This window comes from Cryobacterium sp. PH31-L1, from assembly GCF_030063145.1.
Lineage (GTDB): Bacteria > Actinomycetota > Actinomycetes > Actinomycetales > Microbacteriaceae > Cryobacterium.
The window spans coordinates 18,506-38,675 of record NZ_JASISM010000012.1; the positions used below are offsets into that span (position 1 = coordinate 18,506).

The following is a 20,170-nucleotide window of genomic DNA, read 5'->3' on the forward strand; positions in this document are numbered from 1 at the left end:
CCCCTGATAAGGAATCAGGATGAGTCCTAACATCTGCTCATGGTTTCCTCCGAACACGATTTCGAACTCGCCGACGTGTTCGGCCTGGTGACCGACTCCCTGCGCACACGACCCCCGGACACCACCCCGGAGCTGATCGTACGGGCATCAGCGAAACGCCGTGCGCTACGCCATCAGGCACTGACTGCGAATGTCGCCCGTATCGACCGACAACTTGACCAACTCGCCAGCCGTCAGAACCCGGCTCTCATGGCCGGAACCGGTATCGGACCGTCTGTTGCCGAGCACCTGCTCGCCAATGCCAGCGACAACCAGCACGCATCTCTACCAAGGCCGAGTTCGCCGCCCTCCGCGACGTCGCATTCAGACCGGCATCCGGCAGCATTTCAGTCCCTCGCGCGGCGGTGAAGAGCACGCTAACGCTGCCCGGCACCATATCGTGCTGCTACGCAAACGCAACAAGGAACTTCGGACTATGACCTTTATCGCCCGACGCACCGGTGAAGGCCTTGCCGACCGCGACATCGCCCGCTGCCTCAAACGCCACGTCGCCAACAAAATATTCGAATTACCCACCCAGAAGACCTACTGTCCCTCTGCCCAGTGGACCGCAGCTTCGGCAACGCCGCCACACCCTCGGCATCGTCCGCACCCACGCGGGCAAACAGCTCAACGCCCCCTACCAACGCTTACGCCGATTCGAGATAAGACAACGCGCTGACACCGACCCAGAAACCACCTTCACCGCACGGCTCGACGACAAATCCCGACAATCGAATCTCCAACAATAAAAAACGCCGAAAACACCGATAAAAGAGACACTCCTGACAAGATCACTAAGCAAGTGAATGTTTACGCGGCAGGCGTGAACCAGTACTCTCCGAGCCATTCAAGAAAGCTTTCTGCCTGGTGGTTGGCATGACCCAATCGGACCTTGCCGGTACTTCCGTCGAAAATATCGTCGTATCCGGCCAATTGCCTCACCGCAGTAGTTGAGAGGGGCCGAAAGCCCATCGTCCACTCGGGAAATTGGCGGGAGATTATCCGCTCTTCACTCACCGTGTGAATGCTGCGGTGTCGGGGGTCTGCGCTAATGCTGGCGAACCGAGCGCGAACCTCGTTAGCAGGTCCCTCCAGAATTTGAACGAATTTACCCTCGTGGTAGATGAGCGCTCCGGTGAGATGCGCCTCAACGTTGTTCGCTCGCGCTTGCGTAAGAATCGCGGCGATGTCCTCGTCCGACAAGGGGAACGCCGCAGCGCTGACATAAGCAATAGAAAGCACGTAGTCCTCCGGACGTGTAATGATCCCCATACTCCTCCTCGGCGAGGCGACCGGACAGACCCCAAGCGAGGGGCAAATCAGGCTCGAACCTCCTGAAAAGACGGTCACGCCCCAGATCGAGAAGGTAGTTCCCATTCCCGAACTCGCCACGGCATAATCAAACAACTGCCCCGCACGATGTCGACGAACTCCACCACTAAGCGGGACGTGACCGGTCACAGGTCACGTGGTCGTACGACCAGGGTCGCTGTCCCACAGCAAAGATCGCGTAGACGCACACCCCGCCAAGCGGGAACCTGAGTAGGTCGACGCGATTCCGCGCTGAGCTAGTGGTGGAGCGTTCATCTGAACGCTTCCGGGATGTTGGAGGAAGATCATGATTCGACAGCAGAGTTCTGGGGCGGCGGTGGTCCCCGGCGCGCGAGGCATTCCCGCGCACGCGTCCCGAGGGACGTCCACGACCATGAACCGGTGCGGCCGCGCTTTGAGCGCGGTGCTCGCGTGCGGCCTGGTGGCGGCCATCGGTGTGGTGAGTGCAGGCTCCGCCTCCGCAGCGATTCCCACCTTCCCGGACAACCTCCTGGTATTCCCGAACCGGGACTTCGTCTCGATTCAGGGGTACGCGGGGCACGCAGGGGAGACGGCGACGGGGCAGTCAACCGGCCTGGCGTCGGGACCGTGGGATCTGCAACAGGCATCGTCTCAGGCGGCGACGTCGCCTTCGAGGTGAACCACCCCGGTGGGGTGTGCTGGGGCAACGGGACCAGCCTGAAGGTGACGCCGGACATCCTGCCGGGGGACGTCGTCTCGATCAGCTTCGCGGCCGCGGTCGCCGGCGATACGACCGTCCAGGACGCGTACGTGACCGAGAAGTCGGTGATCACCGGAAGCACGTTGACCGTTACCGGCCACATCGGCGCCGGCGTCGACCCCGCCTTCACCGAGCAGCGGATCGCGAACCCGGACCTCCTGGCCACCGCCGTCGCACGAAAAGGTTGCCGGACATGACCGGACAACTTTCCTCGATCGAGCCCAGCTTCCAGGGGGCAGCACGGACGGAGCTGCCTAACACGATGGAACAAATTCGCATCCTCGTCGTCGACGACCACACGACCTTCGCTGAGCTACTCACCGGTTCTCTTGATCGCGAACCCGACCTTTGCAGCGTCGGGTTCGCCAACAGCGTGGCCAGCGGCATCCAAGCCTGCCTGGCGCTGTCCCCCGACGTCGTCATCATGGACTACCACCTGCCCGACGGCAGCGGATTCGTCGCGGCCATCGCCATCCTGGCCCGCGCGCCCCACATCCGCATAATAATCCTCACCGGCGACCCGGCGCTGGAAGCCCTCGAACACGCCGCAGCGATCGGCGTTTGCGCTTTCCTGCCCAAGGACGGCACGCTCGCCACGGTGCTCGACACAGTCCGGCATGCGCGCCTCGGCGGCTTCACCGTGCATCCTTCGCTGGTCGGGCGGCTCAGCGCAAGGCGCCGCCAACGCGTCGAAGAGATCTCCTTTCCCAATTTGACCAAGCGTGAGCTCGAGGTACTGCGGCTGATGGGCGAGGGCTCCGATGTGCGAGCCAACGCCAAGGTGCTGGGCATCTCCGAGAACACCTGTCGCGGCCATGTCAAGGCGATCCTGGGCAAACTGGGCGCGCACTCGCAGCTCGAAGCCGTCGTGATTGCGTCCAGACTCGGTTTGGTCCCGGCCCAGCACGCCTAATCGCCCCCTGAGGCCCTCACGGCCGGAAGAAAATCAGGCTGCCGAACGCTCCGAGGTACGCGCTGCGGTGCAACGTTTTCTGCTGGTGGGACTGCTCGCGATGGTGCTCGTCGCCGTGCCGGTGGGGCTCTGGGTACGCGCTCAGACCACAGCCACGCCATATCCCTCGGCTACCCTGGAGTTCCCATGACGGGCACGCGAGCGATCACCATCAGCAGACTATCTACCTCAGAATTGTTGTCCACACATCGCCCGTAAGACGGACGATAACCGAGACACCCAAAGCGTCACGGAGCATCGAAAACGCTCCGAATCGTTCCCTAAGCGCCCCATTCCCGTATGACCCGCCTGAGAAAATGCCCGGTGAGCGGGGGCAGAAAACCACCGTCCCGGAGACGACTTTCAGTGCGTCGTCACGACGAGGAAGTCATCTAACAAATTCCGTTTGCTTCACCCGCGAATTTACTTATGACTCACGCGCCGAGTTCGGAGATTCTTCGATACAGAGTTGCGCGCGACATGTTCAGATCGCGAGCGACCTGAGTGGCGGATTCGCCGGCGTTGACCAGTCGCCGGGCATTGAGAATTTGGCTTTCGGTGAACTGCGGGCGGCGGCCGCCGAGATCTTTGCCGGCCGCGCGACGCTTGGTGACGCTGTCGACGATGCGTTCGCGTTTGATCGCCAGTTCCATCTCGGCCAACGCGGCCATGACCGTGAATACCATGCCGCCCATCGGTGTGCTCGTGTCCACGTCTCCCCCGCCCAGGTTCAACACACGAAGCGCGACTCCGCGGGTGCGCAGCGCTCCCGCGAGGTCCAGCATGTTCGCTGTCGACCGGCCCAAACGGTCAAGCGTGGTGACAACGAGAGTGTCGCCACCCTCAAGGGCGTCTAGGGCCGTGTCAAACTCCGGTCGCCGTGCCCGTCCGCCACTGACACCGTGATCAACATAGACATCGTCGCGACGAACGCCGGCAGCGATCAGATCGCTGACTTGCCTATCCGTCGTCTGACTCTTGGTCGAGACCCTCGCGTAACCAATCAACTTCGCCACTGATGCCTCCAGGTGTCTCGCAACCGTCTTTGCCTACCCAAATACTATGGGGAGGTAAAAACACACGTTGCGAGACACGCCGACTCCTCCGTTGCCTCTCACGACGCTGGCGAGATCCCTGTCAACGTCTGGGGCGTGGTCTGCGATCTTCAGAACATGTGTCCACGGTGCTTCTGTCTCGTCAAAGCGTCTCGCAGCCCACGGGTTGTAAGACACCCGGACATACCGGTCCAATTCGGCATCGACTCCCGCGCCGGGACCGAGCGCTGCATCCCGCATCGTACTCAGCCGATCGCCGCCAGCCGCATCGTCGAACACAGGGCGGGCAACCAGATGTGGTTGCGGAATACTCAGTAGATGGTTCTCCAGCAGGTTTTCATCACCGTACTGATGGTGGCCGCCGTTTGCACTGTCCGCGATAGGCGTGCTCGGTGCGCGCTGGCACGCATCTCATGGCGTCGACCGAACGGATCGTGAGCGCGCCGACCGCGACGCTATTCGGAAAAGACATCGGACCGCGCAAGAGATGGCTGCAGAAGAACAGGACCACGATGCTGCCAGCATGCTGCGAGGAGTTGCCAACGCGCGCTGGTTGTCTGACCACGAGAGGGACTTGAACTGTGGTCGTACCAATTTGTGAACGACGGTCGCGAATTTCTGGCCGAGCGGATTGTGCGTGAGCTCAACGCCGCCACGAAGGCCGACGTCGCCCTTGTTGCTCTCGGCCTTTTCTGTGGCCTGGCCGCGATCATCTGGGGAACGTGGCTCGCGTAGTGCAGACAGAAGTCCGCCACACCCACACCCGGCGCGTGCGGATCCATTGTTTTTCGTATTGCACGATTGGCACGTGGATACCCGTTGAGATTGACCCGACGGCGCCATGCTCCTAAAGGCTAGCATTGGTGCGAATCGATAGCATTTGGAGGGAGGGCGGCTGCTTTGAGCCGTCATGAAATGGGACGAATTGAAAGTCCACGATCGCAGAGATAGCGCAGAATTTTCCCCGTTCTGCCAATTGCGGCGTCGCTTGTGAGTTGATTGATTACGTGAATGAGGTGTGTCAAAGTTCGCGGTTCTGCATCGATAGTTGTCTGATTCATACACTTGCCAGGGCTCTCGGGGTTCACGATAAGGTGAAGAACAAGTTTCATTCCTTGGGGGGTTTCATGGCGTTTGATTTCTGGTACAGCGACCTGCCCACGAAGAGCGTGCGATTAAAGGGCGAGAGCACCGAGGCGCACGCGAACCGCGAACTCAATGAACTCGTCGGGCGCGGCTGGGAGCCCATTAGCGTTACTAGATCAACCGTCATCAGTTCTATCGGGTTCCTCCGTCGACGCCCGAAGGACGCATCATGACGACCCCGTCACCAGACCCGAGACGCCCGCCCGGTATTCACCCGGGGGACCTTTCGACTCCCCAGAAAAGTCGCATCGCAAGCTGCTGGCCTGGCTTTTCATCATCAGTGCTGTCGTCGCCCTGTTCGCAGGATTCTCCTCGTGCGGCAGCAACAATCGCGGCGATGACGCGTCGTCCGCGCCGCTCCCCAAGTCGGTCAGTAAGTACACACAGACCTGGGGGCAGTCCTACTCTGAAACGAGCTGCGCGGAGTGGAACGATCAACTTACCGCCGCGCAACGGTTCGCTGTCTCCGCCGACATCTTGGCCTCAGCAAGAAACAAGATTGGCGGAGCGACCGGTCTGCCAAGGGATGCGCTCATTGATGAATTCAGCTCTGGCATCACGACCGCATGCACCGTGCCATCGATGACATTGACCGACGTCTTGTGCGGGCTCTACGCAACGGAGCCCAAGATCAATCCGTAGCCACAAACGGTTGGTGGTCTCTACGATTCGGCGTTACGAGAGGGAGTTACAGCATTGGGTGCGTTGGAGCAGTATTGGGCTGGCATAGGACATTGGCTACAAATTCAGGCGGAATCGTTCAATCGTCTGATCGAACACAACGGTGAGAAAGGTCGAGCGAACGAACTGACAGTGGCCGATTTTCTCGCTCGACTACTTCCTCCCAACCTCGGCATTGGGAGCGGCATTATTCTCGACCGGGAAGGCAAGCAATCACGCCAATGTGACCTAATAGTCCACGAGGTTCACAAGCACCCCCAGCTCTTTTCGCAAACGTCACAATTCGTTTTTCCCGCGGATACAGTGGTCATGACCGTAGAGGTGAAGACCACTCTCGACGCTTCCGAAGTTGAGAAGATCGGCAAGAATACTGAATCAGTGCGGGCGGCGCACAGGGCACAGGCCGACACGAAACCCCCGCTCGTTGCCGTGTTCGCGTTCTCAACCTCCGCTTCGCCGCACACGACCTTGTCGTGGTTCAAGACGCTTCTGCCTGGTCAGCGGCCAGATTTGGTCTGCGTTGTGAATCCAGGCATTTTGTACGCAATTGCAGCGGTTGAGATGGTCGGTGAATGTGTCCTCCTCCACCGGAAGGACGTTGATCGCAACCGAATCTCAATGACATGGCAAACGGTCGAGGACCACCAAAGTGCAACGCTGGTCGATGGGGTTTCATACCCTGTAGCCATGGTGCGATCGAGCATCGGTAGTTCACGCAGCGTATTCGAGCCGGGCCGCGCCCTCCTGCTATTTAGCGTGAGAGTTTTGGCGGCTCTAGGGGAACGTGGCAGCCTCGGTACCGCGTGGTGGGAGAGCTATTTGGACGCTCTAACCCGCGAGACTGAGCAGATAAAACACGTGGCTTAGAGGCGTCGCACCGCCATAAATTGTGCGATGGTCAATACTGCCATGCCAAGGTGTGAAGCTCCGAAGGCTATTGATTCACGAAATGGATGCGGGTTCACGTCCTCGGTCACAATGGTCACGGGCCCACTCAATGGCTGGAAGTGCAGAGCGTACGCAAGGAGCTCGACCTGAGGCTGTTCCTCATCGTCGCTGTCCGCGTCGAGTATTTTGGGGCAAAGTTGAAGCACATCAGATTGCAAGCTGTGTGGGACCGATCTGACTACGAGAGTGTCATGAGTTGGCACCGCCCAAGTGGCCGCAATGTTTCGGTCGTTGAAATCCCTGCAGGTTTTCGGCACGCAGGGAGGAAAACCCAGTTCCCCGGCGCGCGAAAGCCTGTACATGTCGTCCAATACCGTCAGTGCGCGGCCTTCTTGGCCTGCGCAGGCGTCCTCGAGTACGAGGAGGCTAGACGCGTCCACTATATACAGGCCGCACTCACCTAGCCTCTGTTGATGCTTGCCAGAGGCTGTTCAGCTGTTTCGCGTTCACCCGAAGAAGCTTGCTAGCCTCCAACTCACTCAAGCGCGATTCGCGCACAGCCCTCTGGACAGTGCGAATATATGCGGAACCAAACTCTTCGCTGCGCAAGACCGGTGTAGTGCGATCAATACCAGGGACTGGCGTTGATGGGTCTTTCTCCAGAATCGCGTTATCTCGGATATGGTCGATGAGATTCTGATCGGCACGACCGACCTCGGTGAGCCGAATAGCAATCGCAAGCCAACTCGCCTTAAAATAGTTGGAGGCAAGTCGAATAATATCGGTATCGTTGGCCGTTACGAGGCCATCGTGTCTATCTCCCACGTATTTTGCAAAGGCTTCTTGCGGCAAGAGGAACTCCGTCGCGACCTTATTGCACCATCGTTCTTCGTCCGTGTCGTCGTAGTAACAAGTTCGGCCTGCGGTGCCGGCACCTAGATGGGCAAGCTCGTGAAGGAGCGTGAATGACCTAAGTGCCCCTCCGCCATAGTCTTTGTTAATAAATATCACCGCAGGCAACTTGTCCAACGAGAAACCTCGAAAGCTCTTCTTACCTGCACTCTGCATCATGACTACGATGCCTAAGTCTTCGGCTCGCTTTCGTAGGAGTTTGAAAACCGCAGATTTCGATGAAGCTCGCTTCTGTTCAGGCAGCGCCCATTGCAGATGCGCTCCGAGCCGCCCGGCGTAGGCCGCAGCGGCCTCATTAGCATCACGTGGGAGAATTCTCGGTGACGTTAGACTCCCATCTTCTACCCACCGAACTAGCGTTTGAGCTCGCCTAGCAGCTCTGAGCGCTGCGGATTCCTTTTCAGGCTCCGGAGTGTTTTCGTGCCTGGAGCCGCGAAAACGTGCGTCGACGGCAACTGTTGTTGGTGGTTCCGGGAGCAGGAAGAACTGAAACGACCTACCCAGCCTGCTGGATATCGTGCGGAGCTGTCCGGTGTTTGGCGCCGATACCCCGGCCATCCAATTGTCAATAGTGCCGGGAGCAAAGTGGCAACGTTCGGTTAGGACTTCCGGGCTTATGCGCGCCTCATTAATCGCCCAACGCAACACATTCGCATTGATTGGGATCATCACCATGAATATCAGTGTATGGCCAATCGCCATCACGGCGGTATCGCTGGGGAGGGGTCCCTCGCTGTCTCGGTTGCTCGAGCACTGGTCACCAGGTCAGAAATAGTCTCGGCTCAGCACTTCACACGAAGTTGTCACTAGTAATTTTCGGCAATGTATTCATAGGCTCGGTCAAAGAGCTCGCCCTTAACGGGCAGCTTGAATCTGCGCAGCTTCTTTCGCAACTCCACGCGCACATCCCTCTCCCCTTCGAGAGTGCGCACCCAACCGTCGAACCCAACATCGATCACAATTTGGTCGACAGAACGCACGACATCCGCGATGATGACGGTTGCATCACGCGGTTTGAACTCTTCAAAGATCTGAGTGAGCGCCCCTTTTCGCGGATCTGGTAGCAGTGCCAGCGAACCGTCATCATCCGCTTTCTCGGCGATCTTAAAGTCTCGGGCAACGGTGAAGATCTCACGCAAGAACTCCAGCGAATCTTCACTCCGGGCGAGTTCAGCCAGCCTTAGCCGCTCCAACCTCTCCGCCAAGGCTTTATAAACCGGATGGTCATGGCCCGCGCGTCGTTTCGCGATCCGTACCGCGATCGAGTCCATGATTTGCTCTGCCGACTTGGAAATGACCTCCGGCGCCTCGGCACCATCGAGCAGTCCCTCGTTGATGAGTCGCTGCACCGTCCGTTCATCGGCGATGACCACGTCGAACAGCGGGTTGCGCACCTGCACGTTCGAGATGTGCTCGTGCACCAGCGCGAGGGTCTTGGCGCCGAGCCGCGCCCAGAGCAGGGCGCTGTCACCGTCACTCGGGGTGATGGCCGCATAGACCTTGGCGACCCAGAGATAGTCGTGCCGGCGTGGCTCGAGCCGGGTATCCGGCGCCAGAGCCTCCCAGATGCCCGCAACGAGTGCGAACTGGTCGGCGAACCGGTCGCGGACAGGCCCGTGCGGCACGCGTTCGATAGCGGCTTCCAGAGTGGCAAAGTTCATCGTCAAGCGATCGATGCCAGCGAACCGGTCGAGTAGCGCGTCCAGCTCCCACTCGAACTGATCGACCAAGCCCGTGTCATCAATTTCGGCCTGCGGAACGTCGGGGTCGTTCGGCTTCATCGCGCGAGCGAATCCGTCGCCGAGCCCGATGTAGTCAACGATCAGCCCGTACGCCTTTGGCTGCGCCGTCTCTGGATGCGACCACGGCCGGTTGGTGCGCGTGATCGTCTGAAACAGCGTGTGGAGCTTCAGCGGCCTGTCCAGGTAGAGCACCCCCTCGATGGGCGCGTTGAATCCCGTTCCGAGCTTTGAGGTGACGATGAGAAACTTCAGTGGGTCGGACGTGTTGCGAAAACGGTTCAGCAGCGCTTCCTCTTGCACATCGGTCAGCTCGTGCGCGGCAAAGGCAGGCTCGTCTTTCGCCGCCACCGACATAACGACGGATGCCCGATCCTCGCCCCGTTCAGCGAGCATTTCCGACAAGACCTCGTGATAAGCGGCGCACATTGCGCGGTTGTAGACCACGATCTGGGCTTTCATGCCGAGCGGGTCGACCGTTGAATAGAAGTGTTCAACGATGTCCTTGCAGACAGCGCGGATGCGCTCGGGGTTCGCGATGAGTGTTGATACCCGGCTGAGCCGCGCCGCGATGAATTCCTTCTCGGTCTCATCGAGTTCTTCGTCGGCGGCCAGCTCCTCGAACGCCTCATCGAGTCGTTTCTGGTCGATATGAAAGTTCACCATCCGGGCCGACACACGCATCGGCACCGTGGTTCCATCGGCAATCGACCGGTCCGAATCGTATGTGTTCAGCGCCTTGCCCGGGTCACGGTCGTCGCCGAACAGCGCAAAGGTATTGCGGGTGAGGTCGGCGATCGGCGTGCCCGTGAACGCGAAAAAGGAGGCGTTTGGCAGCGACGCGCGCATCTGCTGGCCGAACGTGCCTTCCTGGGTACGGTGCGCCTCATCAACGAGCACGATGATGTTCTCGCGGTCGTTCAGGTGCCCGGCTCCGGCGAACTTGTGAACGGTCGTGAAGATGATGCCACGCTCATCCGACATCAGCAGCTTGCGTAGGTGCGCGGCGCTCGTCGCCTCGGTGAGGCGAGGCATGCCGGCAGCATGGAACTGGTCAAAGGTCTGGCGCACCAACTGCACCCGGTCGGCAATCGCGATGATCGTCGGGTTCTTCAAACGCGAGTCGCGAATGAGCTTGGCCGCCGCGTAGCTCATCGCCAGCGTCTTGCCCGAGCCCTGGGTCTGATACACCAGCCCCTTCTGCGGCCCTGGCTCATTCGCGCGGCGCGCGATGGACTCGACGGCCTCGAATTGAAAGTAACGCGGTAAAATCTTCACCAGCTGCGGCACCCCATTCGTGACGATGGTCTCGTAGAGCACAAAGTCGCGAATGAGCTGCAACACCGTCTTCGGGGCAAGTAGCGACTCGACGCTGAGCTTTACCCGCTTCCAACCGTCGAGGGTCGCGGCAGATTCGGTTGCCCCCCAGCGCTCCCACCGGTTTAGCGGCGCCCGCACGGCCCCATAGCGAAATTCCTTGCCCTCGGTCGCAAAGGACAGCAGGTTCGGCACGAAGAACGGCCGCCGCTCCACCTCGTAGTGCTCGCGGATGTCGTGTGCGCCGAGCACCCAGGTCTTCTTCGCATCGAACCGGGTCTTGGTCTCGCCCACCACGAGCGGAAGCCCGTTCACCCACAGCACGATGTCGAACCGGGCGCTGTCCCCGATCTTGCCATAGACGACCTCGTCAGTTACCAGAAACTCGTTGTTGCCCGGATGCGCAAAATCGAGCAACGCCACGGGAACATCCCGCACCGGATCGGTCAGTTGCACGGTGTTGCGCCCGCGCAGCCAGGCCAGCAGTGCCTGATTAGCCCGCACCAACCCGAGGTCGGCGCCGTCGATCACGGTCATGCGCAGGTGCCGAAGCACCTCGTCGACGCGGTCGGGCCTGCCAGCGAGCGACGGGTTCAGGCGTTCGATCGCCGCCCGAGCACGGGCTTCAATGATGACAGATGCGTTCGCTCGCCTGAGCTGATCGGCCGGCATGTACTTCCAGCCACCCGCGACGAGTAGGTCGACGATTGGCATTTGGACGACGGATGCTTCGTTGAAACCGCTCATGCGGAGACGCCCTTGAGGAGTCGATCGTAGGAGGCGGGGATTTCGTGAGTGCCGGCAAGGAGTGCCGAGAGGAGGTGCGACCGGAGGTTACCGGCTGAAACCGTATGCCGAGCCGACGTCTGGGCACAAGCCGCTGCCGCTCGGAGAGTTGCAAGAATTGAATCGGCCGACTCCGCGTCGGCTGGTACTTGGACGGCAGCCTCCAACAGCCTTGGCACGCTGAGCGTCTTGTTTCTTCCCGCGCCGCCGGGAGAGTGCTGAACGAGGAGATCGCGGCCATGCGCAGTTCCAAAGAAGTGATTGAAGTACTCCACGGACCAGACTTGTGACCCTTGAAACGTTGGAAATCGATGTGACGCGATCCGCCCTTGCGACTCCTCTCCGAGCAATGCCACGGAACCCTCCCACGCGAATACGATGTTGAAAACGAGATCACCAGGCGCAACGTAGAAGACTTTCTTGCTCCCCAAAGCCGCACCTTTTACAGGTTCTTTTAGAAAGACACCGCGCCCATACGAACGCGTACCAATCTCTGCATACTCGGCAGTGGTCTCCACTTCGACGGGCCGACGAACCCGCAGGAGCTCGTTGCCGATCTTCGTCTGCTTCCACCCCGCTGAAGGCGTCAGCATGGTCTCTCTGAGTTGGGTAAGCACCCGCGCCGAAATTACTTCGTGCTCGCGGGCAGCTCCGATGATCTCATCAACCGCGCCGATGAGGTCGACGATGCGGCGCTGTTCGGCGATTGGTGGCACCCAGAGGGGTATATCCGCTATCGCCCCAGCACTCAGCTCAGTCATATTCGTCGAACCAGTCCCACGAGAAACCAATTCGTCCTCGGCGGTACTGAGAACGTAGGCAAGGTACTCCGGCAGAATGTCGTCGCCAGGACGAACTATCGTGACGTGGCTGTCGGCCGTTGATTCCAACTCACCCAGCCAGAGTGCAGATCGCCCGAGCGTCCCACGTCCCGTGGAACAGACAAGGGTGTCGCCACGCTTGAGGTATCGATCGTCGCTCAAGGCGCGTACTCGCTCCGTGAGCTTCGCGTGCTTCAAGTCGACGTAATTCGAGTTGATGCACTTCTGGTTCACGACAACAAGTGCATCGGAATCATCGGGCTTGACGTACCTTGGTGTTATGCCGCGTCGAAGGACCGACGTAACCTCCCCGATCGCTCGCCGCTCCCACCCCTCACGCATCGAAGCCTGCCGCCCGCAAGCGCTCGTCGAGCGCGGCCTGCGCATCCGCCAGCCGCTGCTGGGCCTCGCGCATCAGGATGATCGCCTCCTCAACGTTGGCCTCTGCGACGGTTTCGGACTTGATGTAGCGGCCGATGTTGAGGTCGTAACCGTTGTGCTTGATCTCATCGTGGTCGACGAGGCGCAAGTGGAGGCCGCCTACCCCGTCAATGTCGTCGCCCGCCTGGTACGCGGCGGCGATGGTCTCGATGTCGGAATCCGACATCACGTTCTGGTTCTTGCTCGGCGTGAAGCGAGCGGAGGCATCCACAAACAACACGCGACCGACGCGCTCGGCCGGCTTGTGCGCGCGGAACACGAGAATGCACACCGGGATCGAGGTCGAGTAGAACAGGTTGCTCGGCAGACCAATCACGGCCTCGAGCTGATCGGAGCGCAGCAGCTCCTCCCGAATGCGCGCCTCCTTACCACCACGGAACAGCACGCCGTGCGGCATCACGACGCCGACGCGTCCGGTGTCGGGCTTCATCGTCTTGACCATGTGCTGGATCCAAGCGAAGTCGGCGTTAGTGGCTGGAGGCACCTCGCCGATCGCGCGGCCGAAGCGGTCGCCGGCCCAGACATCCGCTCCCCAGTTCTTGAGTGAGAACGGCGGGTTGGCGATGACAAGGTCGAAATGGCGCAGCTCGTCACCGTCGAGCAGCTTGGGCTCCCGAAAGGTATCGCCACGAACGATCGTGAAGTCCTCGACACCGTGCAGATAGAGATTCATCTTGGCGATAGCGGAGGTGGTGAGGTTGATTTCTTGACCGTAGAGGCGGAGAGTGCGGGAGTCGCCCCCGGCCGCATCCACGGCTGCGACCGTCTCGACGAGCATGCCTCCCGAGCCGCAGGCGGGGTCGGCGATGGACTCCCCCGGCTTCGGAGAAAGCAACTTCACGATGAGGTGCACGACATGGCGAGGTGTGAAGAATTCTCCGGCCTTCTTGCCGGAGGCTTCAGCGAACTCCCGGAGCAAGTATTCGTAGGCGCTGCCGAGCATATCGCCGGTGACTGTAGCGGCGTCGAGTTGCAGTTGGTCAAACGCTCGAAGAAGTGCCACGAGCGCAGTCTCGGGGAGCCGTTCAGTGTTTGCCCAGTTCACATCACCGAATACTCCATCAAGAGACCCAGGGTTGGCTTCCTGGACGGATAGTAAAGTGCCGGCCAGCATGTCGCCGACGTTTTCGACGGTGTTGTACACGTCGTGCCAATGGCATCCAGTTGGAATCTGAAAGATGTGGAAGTCGGATTCGATCTCGTCGTCGAGGTCGGAGCCGAACTCGACGAGCGCACGGGCGTGGTTATAGTCCCAGGTGTCGCTGATCCATTTGAAGAAGAGGACGGGAAAGACGTAGCTTTTAAAGTCGGCCGGATCGACGGGGCCGCGTAGGGCATTCGCCGCATCCCAGAGGGCTCCCTCAAGTTGGCGCTGGGTGAGGTGAGCAGGCTGGGTCGAGACCAATGTCATCTGTAGTTCTCCTTGCAGGCGGAATCACTCAGTCGAATCACCCCGTGAATCTCTACTCTGGCATGCGTTGATGGCGTCGAACACGCAATACCGCCACTATCGGGGCGAGGCTCCTCGCCATCGTTTCGAGTGTGGGGCAATTAGAACTCTGAGGCGTGCCCGATTTCGCGCACTCAGCCTGACCTCGACGGCGGAATGTGCCGCCCGCCGGCGGTGAGGCCGCAGCTTCCAGCGAGGTTGGATGGGTTGAGGGTTAGGCGTCGCGTGGCCCTCGACACGCTCAGGTTCGATTCCTTGCACAAGACGAAAGCCCGGGCTTATGAACGCCCCTCGCCAATTTGCGGTGGCCGGACTTCAAACTTCCAAAGCGGGAGATCATCGGAATGGAAGTCATGCGGAATTAAAGATACGAGCGCACCTGGCTCAACAGCTATGTCGAGCGCAGTCACACCTAAGTCGTTCTGTGTGCGCCCTTCAAAGAGGCGCGAATACATCTGCGACAGCCAACCAATGATGTGGAAATCTTGGTCGACGTCGTCCTGAAGCGGCTCAACGAGCATAGATAGTCGAACTAGTTGATCCCCAATTGTTTCTACGTCTTGCCGCAGATTCCAGTGCCCGTACTGGATAAAGAACATGATGATGTTCTTATCCTCCGTCGTCACAACAGGCCCTGCGCCGCTGGAAAGAATGATCTTGCCGGGCGTGAACTCTGCGTGTCCATCTTTGCCAATGGTTCTCGGCTGATCAAGTTCGGCCCAGACGTCGATTCGAAGAGGCGCCATTACACCCATTGAGAGGTCGCCGAGAATACTCATTTCGTTGGCCGCGACCGCATCGCCCAATGTAATCGTGTGTGAGTTCGTCGATTGATGGGTGAAGGAGTCAATCGGTAGGAGTAGCCACATCGAAGCTACTGATACGTACGCGGCGATAAAAAGTTCCGCGCCGTAGAGATCGGCAAACCGCTGGAGTCGACTACGTTCCGCGTCGCTAATCTTGAGCGGCTTTGTCGTCTTTGCCGCCGTATCGATTCCCGGATCCTTGACATCGACAACAATCCGTCTCCCGTTGCGAAGGGCAAGGAAGTAGTCGGCCGGCTTTAGGTGTTCACCGTCATAGTAAATTTCGCCGGTATCGACGAATGTCATCAGTTCGCATCCGTCGAGAGCTGCTACTAAGGAAGCAAACATAGCCTGAGCTCGCCAACCTCTAACTGAGGTCGGTGCGCTGAGCGTGGCTGCAATATCTGAGCGCAACCGCTCGACGACAGCGTCAAGCCGACGAGGGTCACTCAGCTGAGTGTCCCCGGCGGTTATATCGAGACGACGAAACAAGTCAACTCCATCGAGGGCAGCCGTCCGCGGAAGCCGTTGAAGCACCATTCGATCCCAATCATTCGGAAAACGGAGTCGAGCAAAGCACGACTCGACCGGTCCTATCGAATATACGGCGCGGCCACCTTTCAGGCCCGCACGGGGACATTGCCGGCTCCGGATCCGGCATCCGTCCAAAAATAGGGAGCTGCAAAGTGCAGTTTCCGTTAGTAGGACGCCAGCCCCCTTACCACTCGCCCCTGTGGTTCTCTGACAGCTGGCCTGATTGGTGTCAGGCCAGCCGTCCCGCGTTACAGGCTGCGGAGGAGTTCCACGATTTCAGGTAGAGGGGCGAGGCTTTCCGCGAGGCGGTCGATGAGTTCAGGTGAGGGCTTGCTGGCGATTGCGGCAGTGAGACGGACCACCTGCTCAGCGGTGAGGCTGAGGCTGTCGCCGGTGTTGGGGTCACACCCAAGCGCAATCGCATTCCCGAACAGCACAGCCGGGGTGCCGAGGGCGTGGGCAATGATCGTCAGGGCCAGATTTAGCGGGGAGCCATTGATGGCTCCTTCATCGTCGACGAACAGGTCGATATCGTGGTCGAGCCGAACGACGTCGAAGGTGTCGCAGGCGATGCTTTGCTGCAGTGAGGTGACGGTGTGCATGCGGTCGACGCAGATGCTTTCCATTTCGTCGAGAGTGATGCGCAAGCCGTGGAGGCCCTCGGTCGTGTTCGCCGTGCTGGTCATGGTTATCTCCTTCGCTTTTGGGGTTGCGGATGGCGAGTTGCCGGCCCGAGTTGGCTTGTGCTTGCCGGTGTGTGTCACTTGGTTTCTCCCTTGAACAACTGTTTTTTGTGCCTTCCGGCGAGAGAAATCGATAGCGAGCGGGAGAGCCGTAGTGCCCAGAATCTCAGGCGAAATAAGGGAGCCTGCGACCACGTCTGAGAATCTGGGAACGGAGGCGCGACGCGAGCTACGATGACCGGCCGGAATGGACTAAAAATGTTCGTCAGCACAGAACAGCACCGCGGAGCGGCTCCACCGCCGTCGAAGGGCACTCGTATGGGCTGCGGCCGGGCTGGAGGGCGGTGCGGCGAGTGCCGTTATTCTGGCCGGATGAGCTCCGCGACAAGAGCGACAGCGACTTTCAGGACGACGAACGGCGAAAGCGCCGGTCCGAAGAGGTCGCCCGCATCATCCCCGGCCTGTCAGTCGACGAGAGCACTCGTGCCGTCGAGCGCTGGTGCGCCATGCTCGGGTCACAGACGTCTATGAACGACGGCGATCGAGGAACGTTCGCGGATTTCCGCGCCGGCCTCGGTCATGGATTCAACGGACTTCACCAGATGAGCTTGTCGCACCAAGTCTCCGCGTTCGTCCGTGACGATAGCCCCTAACGTCGGAAATTCGATGAGGACACCATCACCGGCTCCTACTGTCGGAACGCCCTGATCGACGGTGTGTCTGCCAGGAGCTCTGCGAGCTGCGTGCCTTCATCGCTGCCGCCCAGGAGCAGGGGTATGAATCGGGTCAGGGCGACGAAACCGCTGGACTGATCTGCGCACACGCCGAGCGACACGAGGTGTGTGCTTCCGTTCGACGTGGTCAGCTCCACGCAGGGATAGTGCTCCTCCGGCGCGATTCCCTCGCGCACAGCGTCGGCGAAGGTGTTGCTGTCGAGCTGTTCCTCGATCAAGACGACCTGGTCGAGGTTGATCCAAATGTCGTCGGCGCCGATGATCGGCCGGGAGCGGTCATGTCCGTAGGTGGTGACGGCAAGTTTGAGAAAACGCATGAGGGTCCTTTCGCAACTGATAGGCCTTGACGCTAAAGCGCGGACGCTGGCGGACGCCGCCGATCAGGCCGGTCTGTGGATAACGTCGCGCGGTTGGGGGAGTGTGAGGGGGATGTTCCCCCTCACCGGGTGAGACCTCCGCCTGGCGGCGGTCTCACCCGGGATTAGTGGCTGGTGTTGTCGAGGGCGGCGAGGGCGATATCCAGTGCACGGTCGTAGCTGATTCCTGCCGGCCGGATCGAGCCGGGCACGAATCGTTGCGACTTGGGCAGTCGAAGTGTCCCTGCGTATCCTTCGGGCGCATCCTGCAGGGGCCCATAGCCGGGGTGCAGGAGCAACCACTGGTTGAAGGGCTGGTCGGCGTCGTGGAGGACGGCGGCACGAAACTTGTCGCTGGGATTCTGGCACCGGGCCCAGAAGAGGTCGGCTTGGCCTCGGGCAGTGAGGCGTTCACTCACCGGGCGGGGCGTCACACCGGGGGTCGTCAGGCGCTTCATGGTCGCGGCGTGCACATAGGGACGTAGGCGGGAATCGTCGCGCGCGGGAATGTCGTTCAGGGCTGCTTGGGCGGCGCGTTCAGCTCGTCGTGCGGCGCGGTGCGCTGCGCTATCGTCTGCGTGGCTTCGGGACCATTCGGTGGCTTCGATGACGCAGCAGATGAGATTCCAGTCGTAGCTGTAGAACCGGAGGAGGGCGTCCCGGTCGCGCTGTCTGTAAGTGCCGGATGCCGCGTATCGGGCAAAGAATGCGTTGGCTGCTTTGCGGTCGGCTGCTATGTCGTCGCTGGTGCGTTCGGGACGGGTGGTGACGGGGAACTGGGGCATGATTCTCTCCGCTCAACTGATTTTTTTGCCTGGCTGGCAAGAGAATCGATAGAGAGCGGGAGTGCCGGAGTGCACGGCTGGTCGGGGGAAATAAGGGAGCTTGCGACCGCGCCCGAGCAGGTGGGCACGTAGGCACGGAAGCGAACTACGATGACCGGCCAGACAGACAAAAAAACGACAAGGCGTCCGCGTAGCGGTCCGAGGACCCGCAGGGTCTCCCCCGGGGGCCCCACGGGGTTGCGTCTGGTCCGAGGCGGTAGCTCCGAAGTGCGGCCACCGCTTCGTGGGGCTGAGCACGCCGAGGTTGCCGGCCTCCCGCCCCGTGTGGTGATCGCCACGCTGGTCACTCCTCGCGGCGCGCTCTTGGTCGCTTCTTTGCGAGATGCGTGGCCCTGCTGCCGCGGGCCTCGTTGATCGGCGGGGCGGTTAGTGGCCTATTTTGGCGATGAGGTCGGGTCGGAAGCCGGCCCAGTGGTTGTGGTCGTCGATGACGACGATGGGTGCCCTGCTGTAGCCGAGTTCGTCTTGCACGTAGGTGAGTGCGGCGGGTGTTTCGGTGAGGTCGACGACGGTGTAGTTGATGCCCTGCTTGTCGAGGGCGAGTTTGGTCATCCGGCAGGGTTGGCAGTTTGGTTTCGTGTAGACGATGACGCCGACTGTTTCGTTCATCGCGGGGCTCCTTTCACTCACGTCTTGGGGGTGGTGCTGTTCGGTAGCGGAGGTTCGCTGTGCCCGGGAGGGAGCGACCATTAGTGCGGGACCGAGTGGTGGGGCCAGTGGGTGAGGAAATAAGCGACCGGAGGGAACGCCGAGCCCAGTTGTCCCACCGGTCGGCACACCGTGCGCACGTTGGTCAGCGCCCGCCCGGGCCAGCAGTCTCCTCGAACGAACAGACACCACCCCTACGGTGGGTGGAGCTTTGCGGTTATCCAACGGTCATCGGATCAGCGGTGAACGCGACGTCGAGGTGCAGGTGGTTGCAGGTGTCGTCGAACTGGGTGAAGTGCACCACCGCCAAGCGGATGCCGGCCTCACGCCGGCAGTCTGCCTGTCCGATCCGTGCCCCGGTGGGCATGACCGGGTCGAGCAGTCCGATCAGGCGCAGGGACTGGCCGTCGGCGCCGGTGAGGCTGCGTCCGCCGAGGGAGTAGAAGTCGACGGCTCCGCCGCCGCCGTTGATCCAGTGCGAGGACTGGGTGCCGGCGCCGAGGAGTTGCCCGGTGCATTTGCGGTTGATGTCGCTGACGCCGACCTGGTGAAACTGGTTGACGGTCAGGACCATCACCTGCAGGATGCGGGTGTCGATGCCGCAGTCCGGGACGGTCTGCCCGCTGGCGATCCACCGGATCTCCTTCAGATGGTCGGGGACGAGGCCGCGCAGCTGCCCGTTGTCGGCGGCGGTGACGAGCTGTTGCGCCAGAGCGACTGCATCCCCGCCGACCCCGCACGCGCCGGCGGAACTGGCGGTCAGTGCGGTGACGACGTCGGTCGCCGGCGCGAAGAACGGTGCGTAGTGTTCCGGGTCGGCGTTGATCTGCACAGCGGATGCTGCCGCCGATGGCGTCATCGTCTCCCACCCCGTGAGCGCGATGAGGCGTTGGAAGAACAGCCGGGCTGAGATGGTGGGGTCCATCCGCTCCGCAAGGGATCCCCAGGTGGCGCGTTGTTGGAACAGGCTGCGGCTGTCCGGGCCGGCGGTGTCGCCGTGGTCGAGGTTGATCAGGCTGGACTCCCCCATCGCCGTCATCACGCCGAGAGTTTGCGCCTGCGCGGTGAGGCCGAGCTGGACGCCGGCGTTGATGATGTCGGCGGCGTTGGCGAGCTGGTCTCCGCTATACCCGGAGACGGCGTCGTGCTGGGCGGCATCCGCTCGGTTGACCGCGGTCATGCCGCAGGTGGTGCCGGTGCCGGAGGAGAGGGCGACGGTGCCGCCGACGGTCAGGAGCAGGCCGGTGAGGCTGGTGGCGAGCAGTTTGACCAGGCCCATGG

General features: G+C 60.8%; 18 protein-coding genes. 6 read left to right on the forward strand and 12 right to left on the reverse strand.

The annotated features are described in order from the left end of the window. The first annotated feature begins 39 nt into the window (after nucleotides 1-39). Nucleotides 40-408, forward strand: coding sequence for a hypothetical protein (locus tag QMF22_RS16430; protein WP_283455619.1), 369 nt, complete (start codon nucleotides 40-42; stop codon nucleotides 406-408). Between the two features lie 444 nt (nucleotides 409-852). Here the strand turns inward: QMF22_RS16430 and QMF22_RS16435 are convergent, their stop codons facing one another. Beyond that, on the reverse strand, nucleotides 853-1,314 hold the full coding sequence (locus tag QMF22_RS16435) for a BLUF domain-containing protein (protein ID WP_283455620.1): 462 nt from the start codon (nucleotides 1,312-1,314) through the stop codon (nucleotides 853-855). A 648-nt stretch (nucleotides 1,315-1,962) separates the two neighbouring features. On the opposite strand from QMF22_RS16435, the gene QMF22_RS16440 reads away from it, so the two are divergent. The 3 genes from QMF22_RS16440 to QMF22_RS16450 all read left to right on the forward strand — a co-directional run bounded on the left by QMF22_RS16440 (nucleotide 1,963) and on the right by QMF22_RS16450 (nucleotide 3,198). Further along, on the forward strand, nucleotides 1,963-2,292 hold the full coding sequence (locus QMF22_RS16440; RefSeq protein WP_283455622.1) for a hypothetical protein: 330 nt from the start codon (nucleotides 1,963-1,965) through the stop codon (nucleotides 2,290-2,292). Then, complete coding sequence (locus QMF22_RS16445) at nucleotides 2,289-3,008, forward strand: response regulator transcription factor (RefSeq protein WP_283455623.1); 720 nt, start codon at nucleotides 2,289-2,291, stop codon at nucleotides 3,006-3,008. The genes QMF22_RS16440 and QMF22_RS16445 overlap by 4 nt, the downstream gene beginning before the upstream one ends. A gap of 67 nt (nucleotides 3,009-3,075) precedes the next feature. Then, on the forward strand, nucleotides 3,076-3,198 hold the full coding sequence (locus QMF22_RS16450) for a hypothetical protein (RefSeq protein WP_283455625.1): 123 nt from the start codon (nucleotides 3,076-3,078) through the stop codon (nucleotides 3,196-3,198). Between the two features lie 283 nt (nucleotides 3,199-3,481). Here QMF22_RS16450 and QMF22_RS16455 read toward each other — a convergent pair whose 3' ends face one another. Next, a complete protein-coding gene (locus QMF22_RS16455) occupies nucleotides 3,482-4,063 on the reverse strand; it encodes a recombinase family protein (protein WP_283455627.1) in 582 nt (193 codons plus the stop codon). Between the two features lie 636 nt (nucleotides 4,064-4,699). On the opposite strand from QMF22_RS16455, the gene QMF22_RS16460 reads away from it, so the two are divergent. Together QMF22_RS16460 and QMF22_RS16465 are read left to right on the forward strand one after the other, a co-directional pair. After that, the gene (locus QMF22_RS16460; protein WP_283455629.1) at nucleotides 4,700-4,837 is read left to right on the forward strand and encodes a hypothetical protein; all 138 of its coding nucleotides are present in this window, start codon (nucleotides 4,700-4,702) and stop codon (nucleotides 4,835-4,837) included. Nucleotides 4,838-5,953: 1,116 nt separating this feature from the next. After that, on the forward strand, nucleotides 5,954-6,796 hold the full coding sequence (locus tag QMF22_RS16465; protein WP_283455631.1) for a DUF6602 domain-containing protein: 843 nt from the start codon (nucleotides 5,954-5,956) through the stop codon (nucleotides 6,794-6,796). Between the two features lie 477 nt (nucleotides 6,797-7,273). Here QMF22_RS16465 and QMF22_RS16470 read toward each other — a convergent pair whose 3' ends face one another. The 10 genes from QMF22_RS16470 to QMF22_RS16515 form a co-directional block, all read right to left on the reverse strand. Then, entirely contained in the window at nucleotides 7,274-8,404 is a 1,131-nt protein-coding gene (locus QMF22_RS16470) for an ImmA/IrrE family metallo-endopeptidase (RefSeq protein WP_283455632.1), read from the reverse strand. Nucleotides 8,405-8,535: 131 nt separating this feature from the next. Beyond that, on the reverse strand, nucleotides 8,536-11,532 hold the full coding sequence (locus QMF22_RS16475; protein WP_283455634.1) for a type I restriction endonuclease subunit R: 2,997 nt from the start codon (nucleotides 11,530-11,532) through the stop codon (nucleotides 8,536-8,538). Next, the gene (locus tag QMF22_RS16480; RefSeq protein WP_283455636.1) at nucleotides 11,529-12,734 is read right to left on the reverse strand and encodes a restriction endonuclease subunit S; all 1,206 of its coding nucleotides are present in this window, start codon (nucleotides 12,732-12,734) and stop codon (nucleotides 11,529-11,531) included. The genes QMF22_RS16475 and QMF22_RS16480 overlap by 4 nt, the downstream gene beginning before the upstream one ends. Further along, entirely contained in the window at nucleotides 12,727-14,244 is a 1,518-nt protein-coding gene (locus tag QMF22_RS16485) for a type I restriction-modification system subunit M (RefSeq protein ID WP_283455638.1), read from the reverse strand. The genes QMF22_RS16480 and QMF22_RS16485 overlap by 8 nt, the downstream gene beginning before the upstream one ends. A gap of 317 nt (nucleotides 14,245-14,561) precedes the next feature. Beyond that, on the reverse strand, nucleotides 14,562-15,395 hold the full coding sequence (locus QMF22_RS16490) for a hypothetical protein (protein WP_283455640.1): 834 nt from the start codon (nucleotides 15,393-15,395) through the stop codon (nucleotides 14,562-14,564). A gap of 476 nt (nucleotides 15,396-15,871) precedes the next feature. Then, nucleotides 15,872-16,309: a DUF3846 domain-containing protein gene (locus tag QMF22_RS16495; RefSeq protein WP_283455642.1), complete on the reverse strand. Its 438-nt coding sequence runs from the start codon at nucleotides 16,307-16,309 to the stop codon at nucleotides 15,872-15,874. A 685-nt stretch (nucleotides 16,310-16,994) separates the two neighbouring features. Further along, nucleotides 16,995-17,357 carry a hypothetical protein gene (locus QMF22_RS16500; RefSeq protein WP_283455643.1) on the reverse strand — a complete coding sequence of 121 codons (363 nt, stop codon included), beginning with the start codon at nucleotides 17,355-17,357 and terminating at the stop codon, nucleotides 16,995-16,997. Between the two features lie 164 nt (nucleotides 17,358-17,521). Further along, nucleotides 17,522-18,181: a hypothetical protein gene (locus tag QMF22_RS16505; RefSeq protein WP_283455645.1), complete on the reverse strand. Its 660-nt coding sequence runs from the start codon at nucleotides 18,179-18,181 to the stop codon at nucleotides 17,522-17,524. A gap of 426 nt (nucleotides 18,182-18,607) precedes the next feature. Continuing rightward, the gene (locus QMF22_RS16510; RefSeq protein ID WP_283455648.1) at nucleotides 18,608-18,850 is read right to left on the reverse strand and encodes a glutaredoxin family protein; all 243 of its coding nucleotides are present in this window, start codon (nucleotides 18,848-18,850) and stop codon (nucleotides 18,608-18,610) included. 256 nt (nucleotides 18,851-19,106) lie between these two features. Then, nucleotides 19,107-20,168 (reverse strand): hypothetical protein, encoded by a 1,062-nt coding sequence (locus QMF22_RS16515; RefSeq protein ID WP_283455650.1) that lies wholly within the window; start codon nucleotides 20,166-20,168, stop codon nucleotides 19,107-19,109. Nucleotides 20,169-20,170 lie beyond the last annotated feature (2 nt).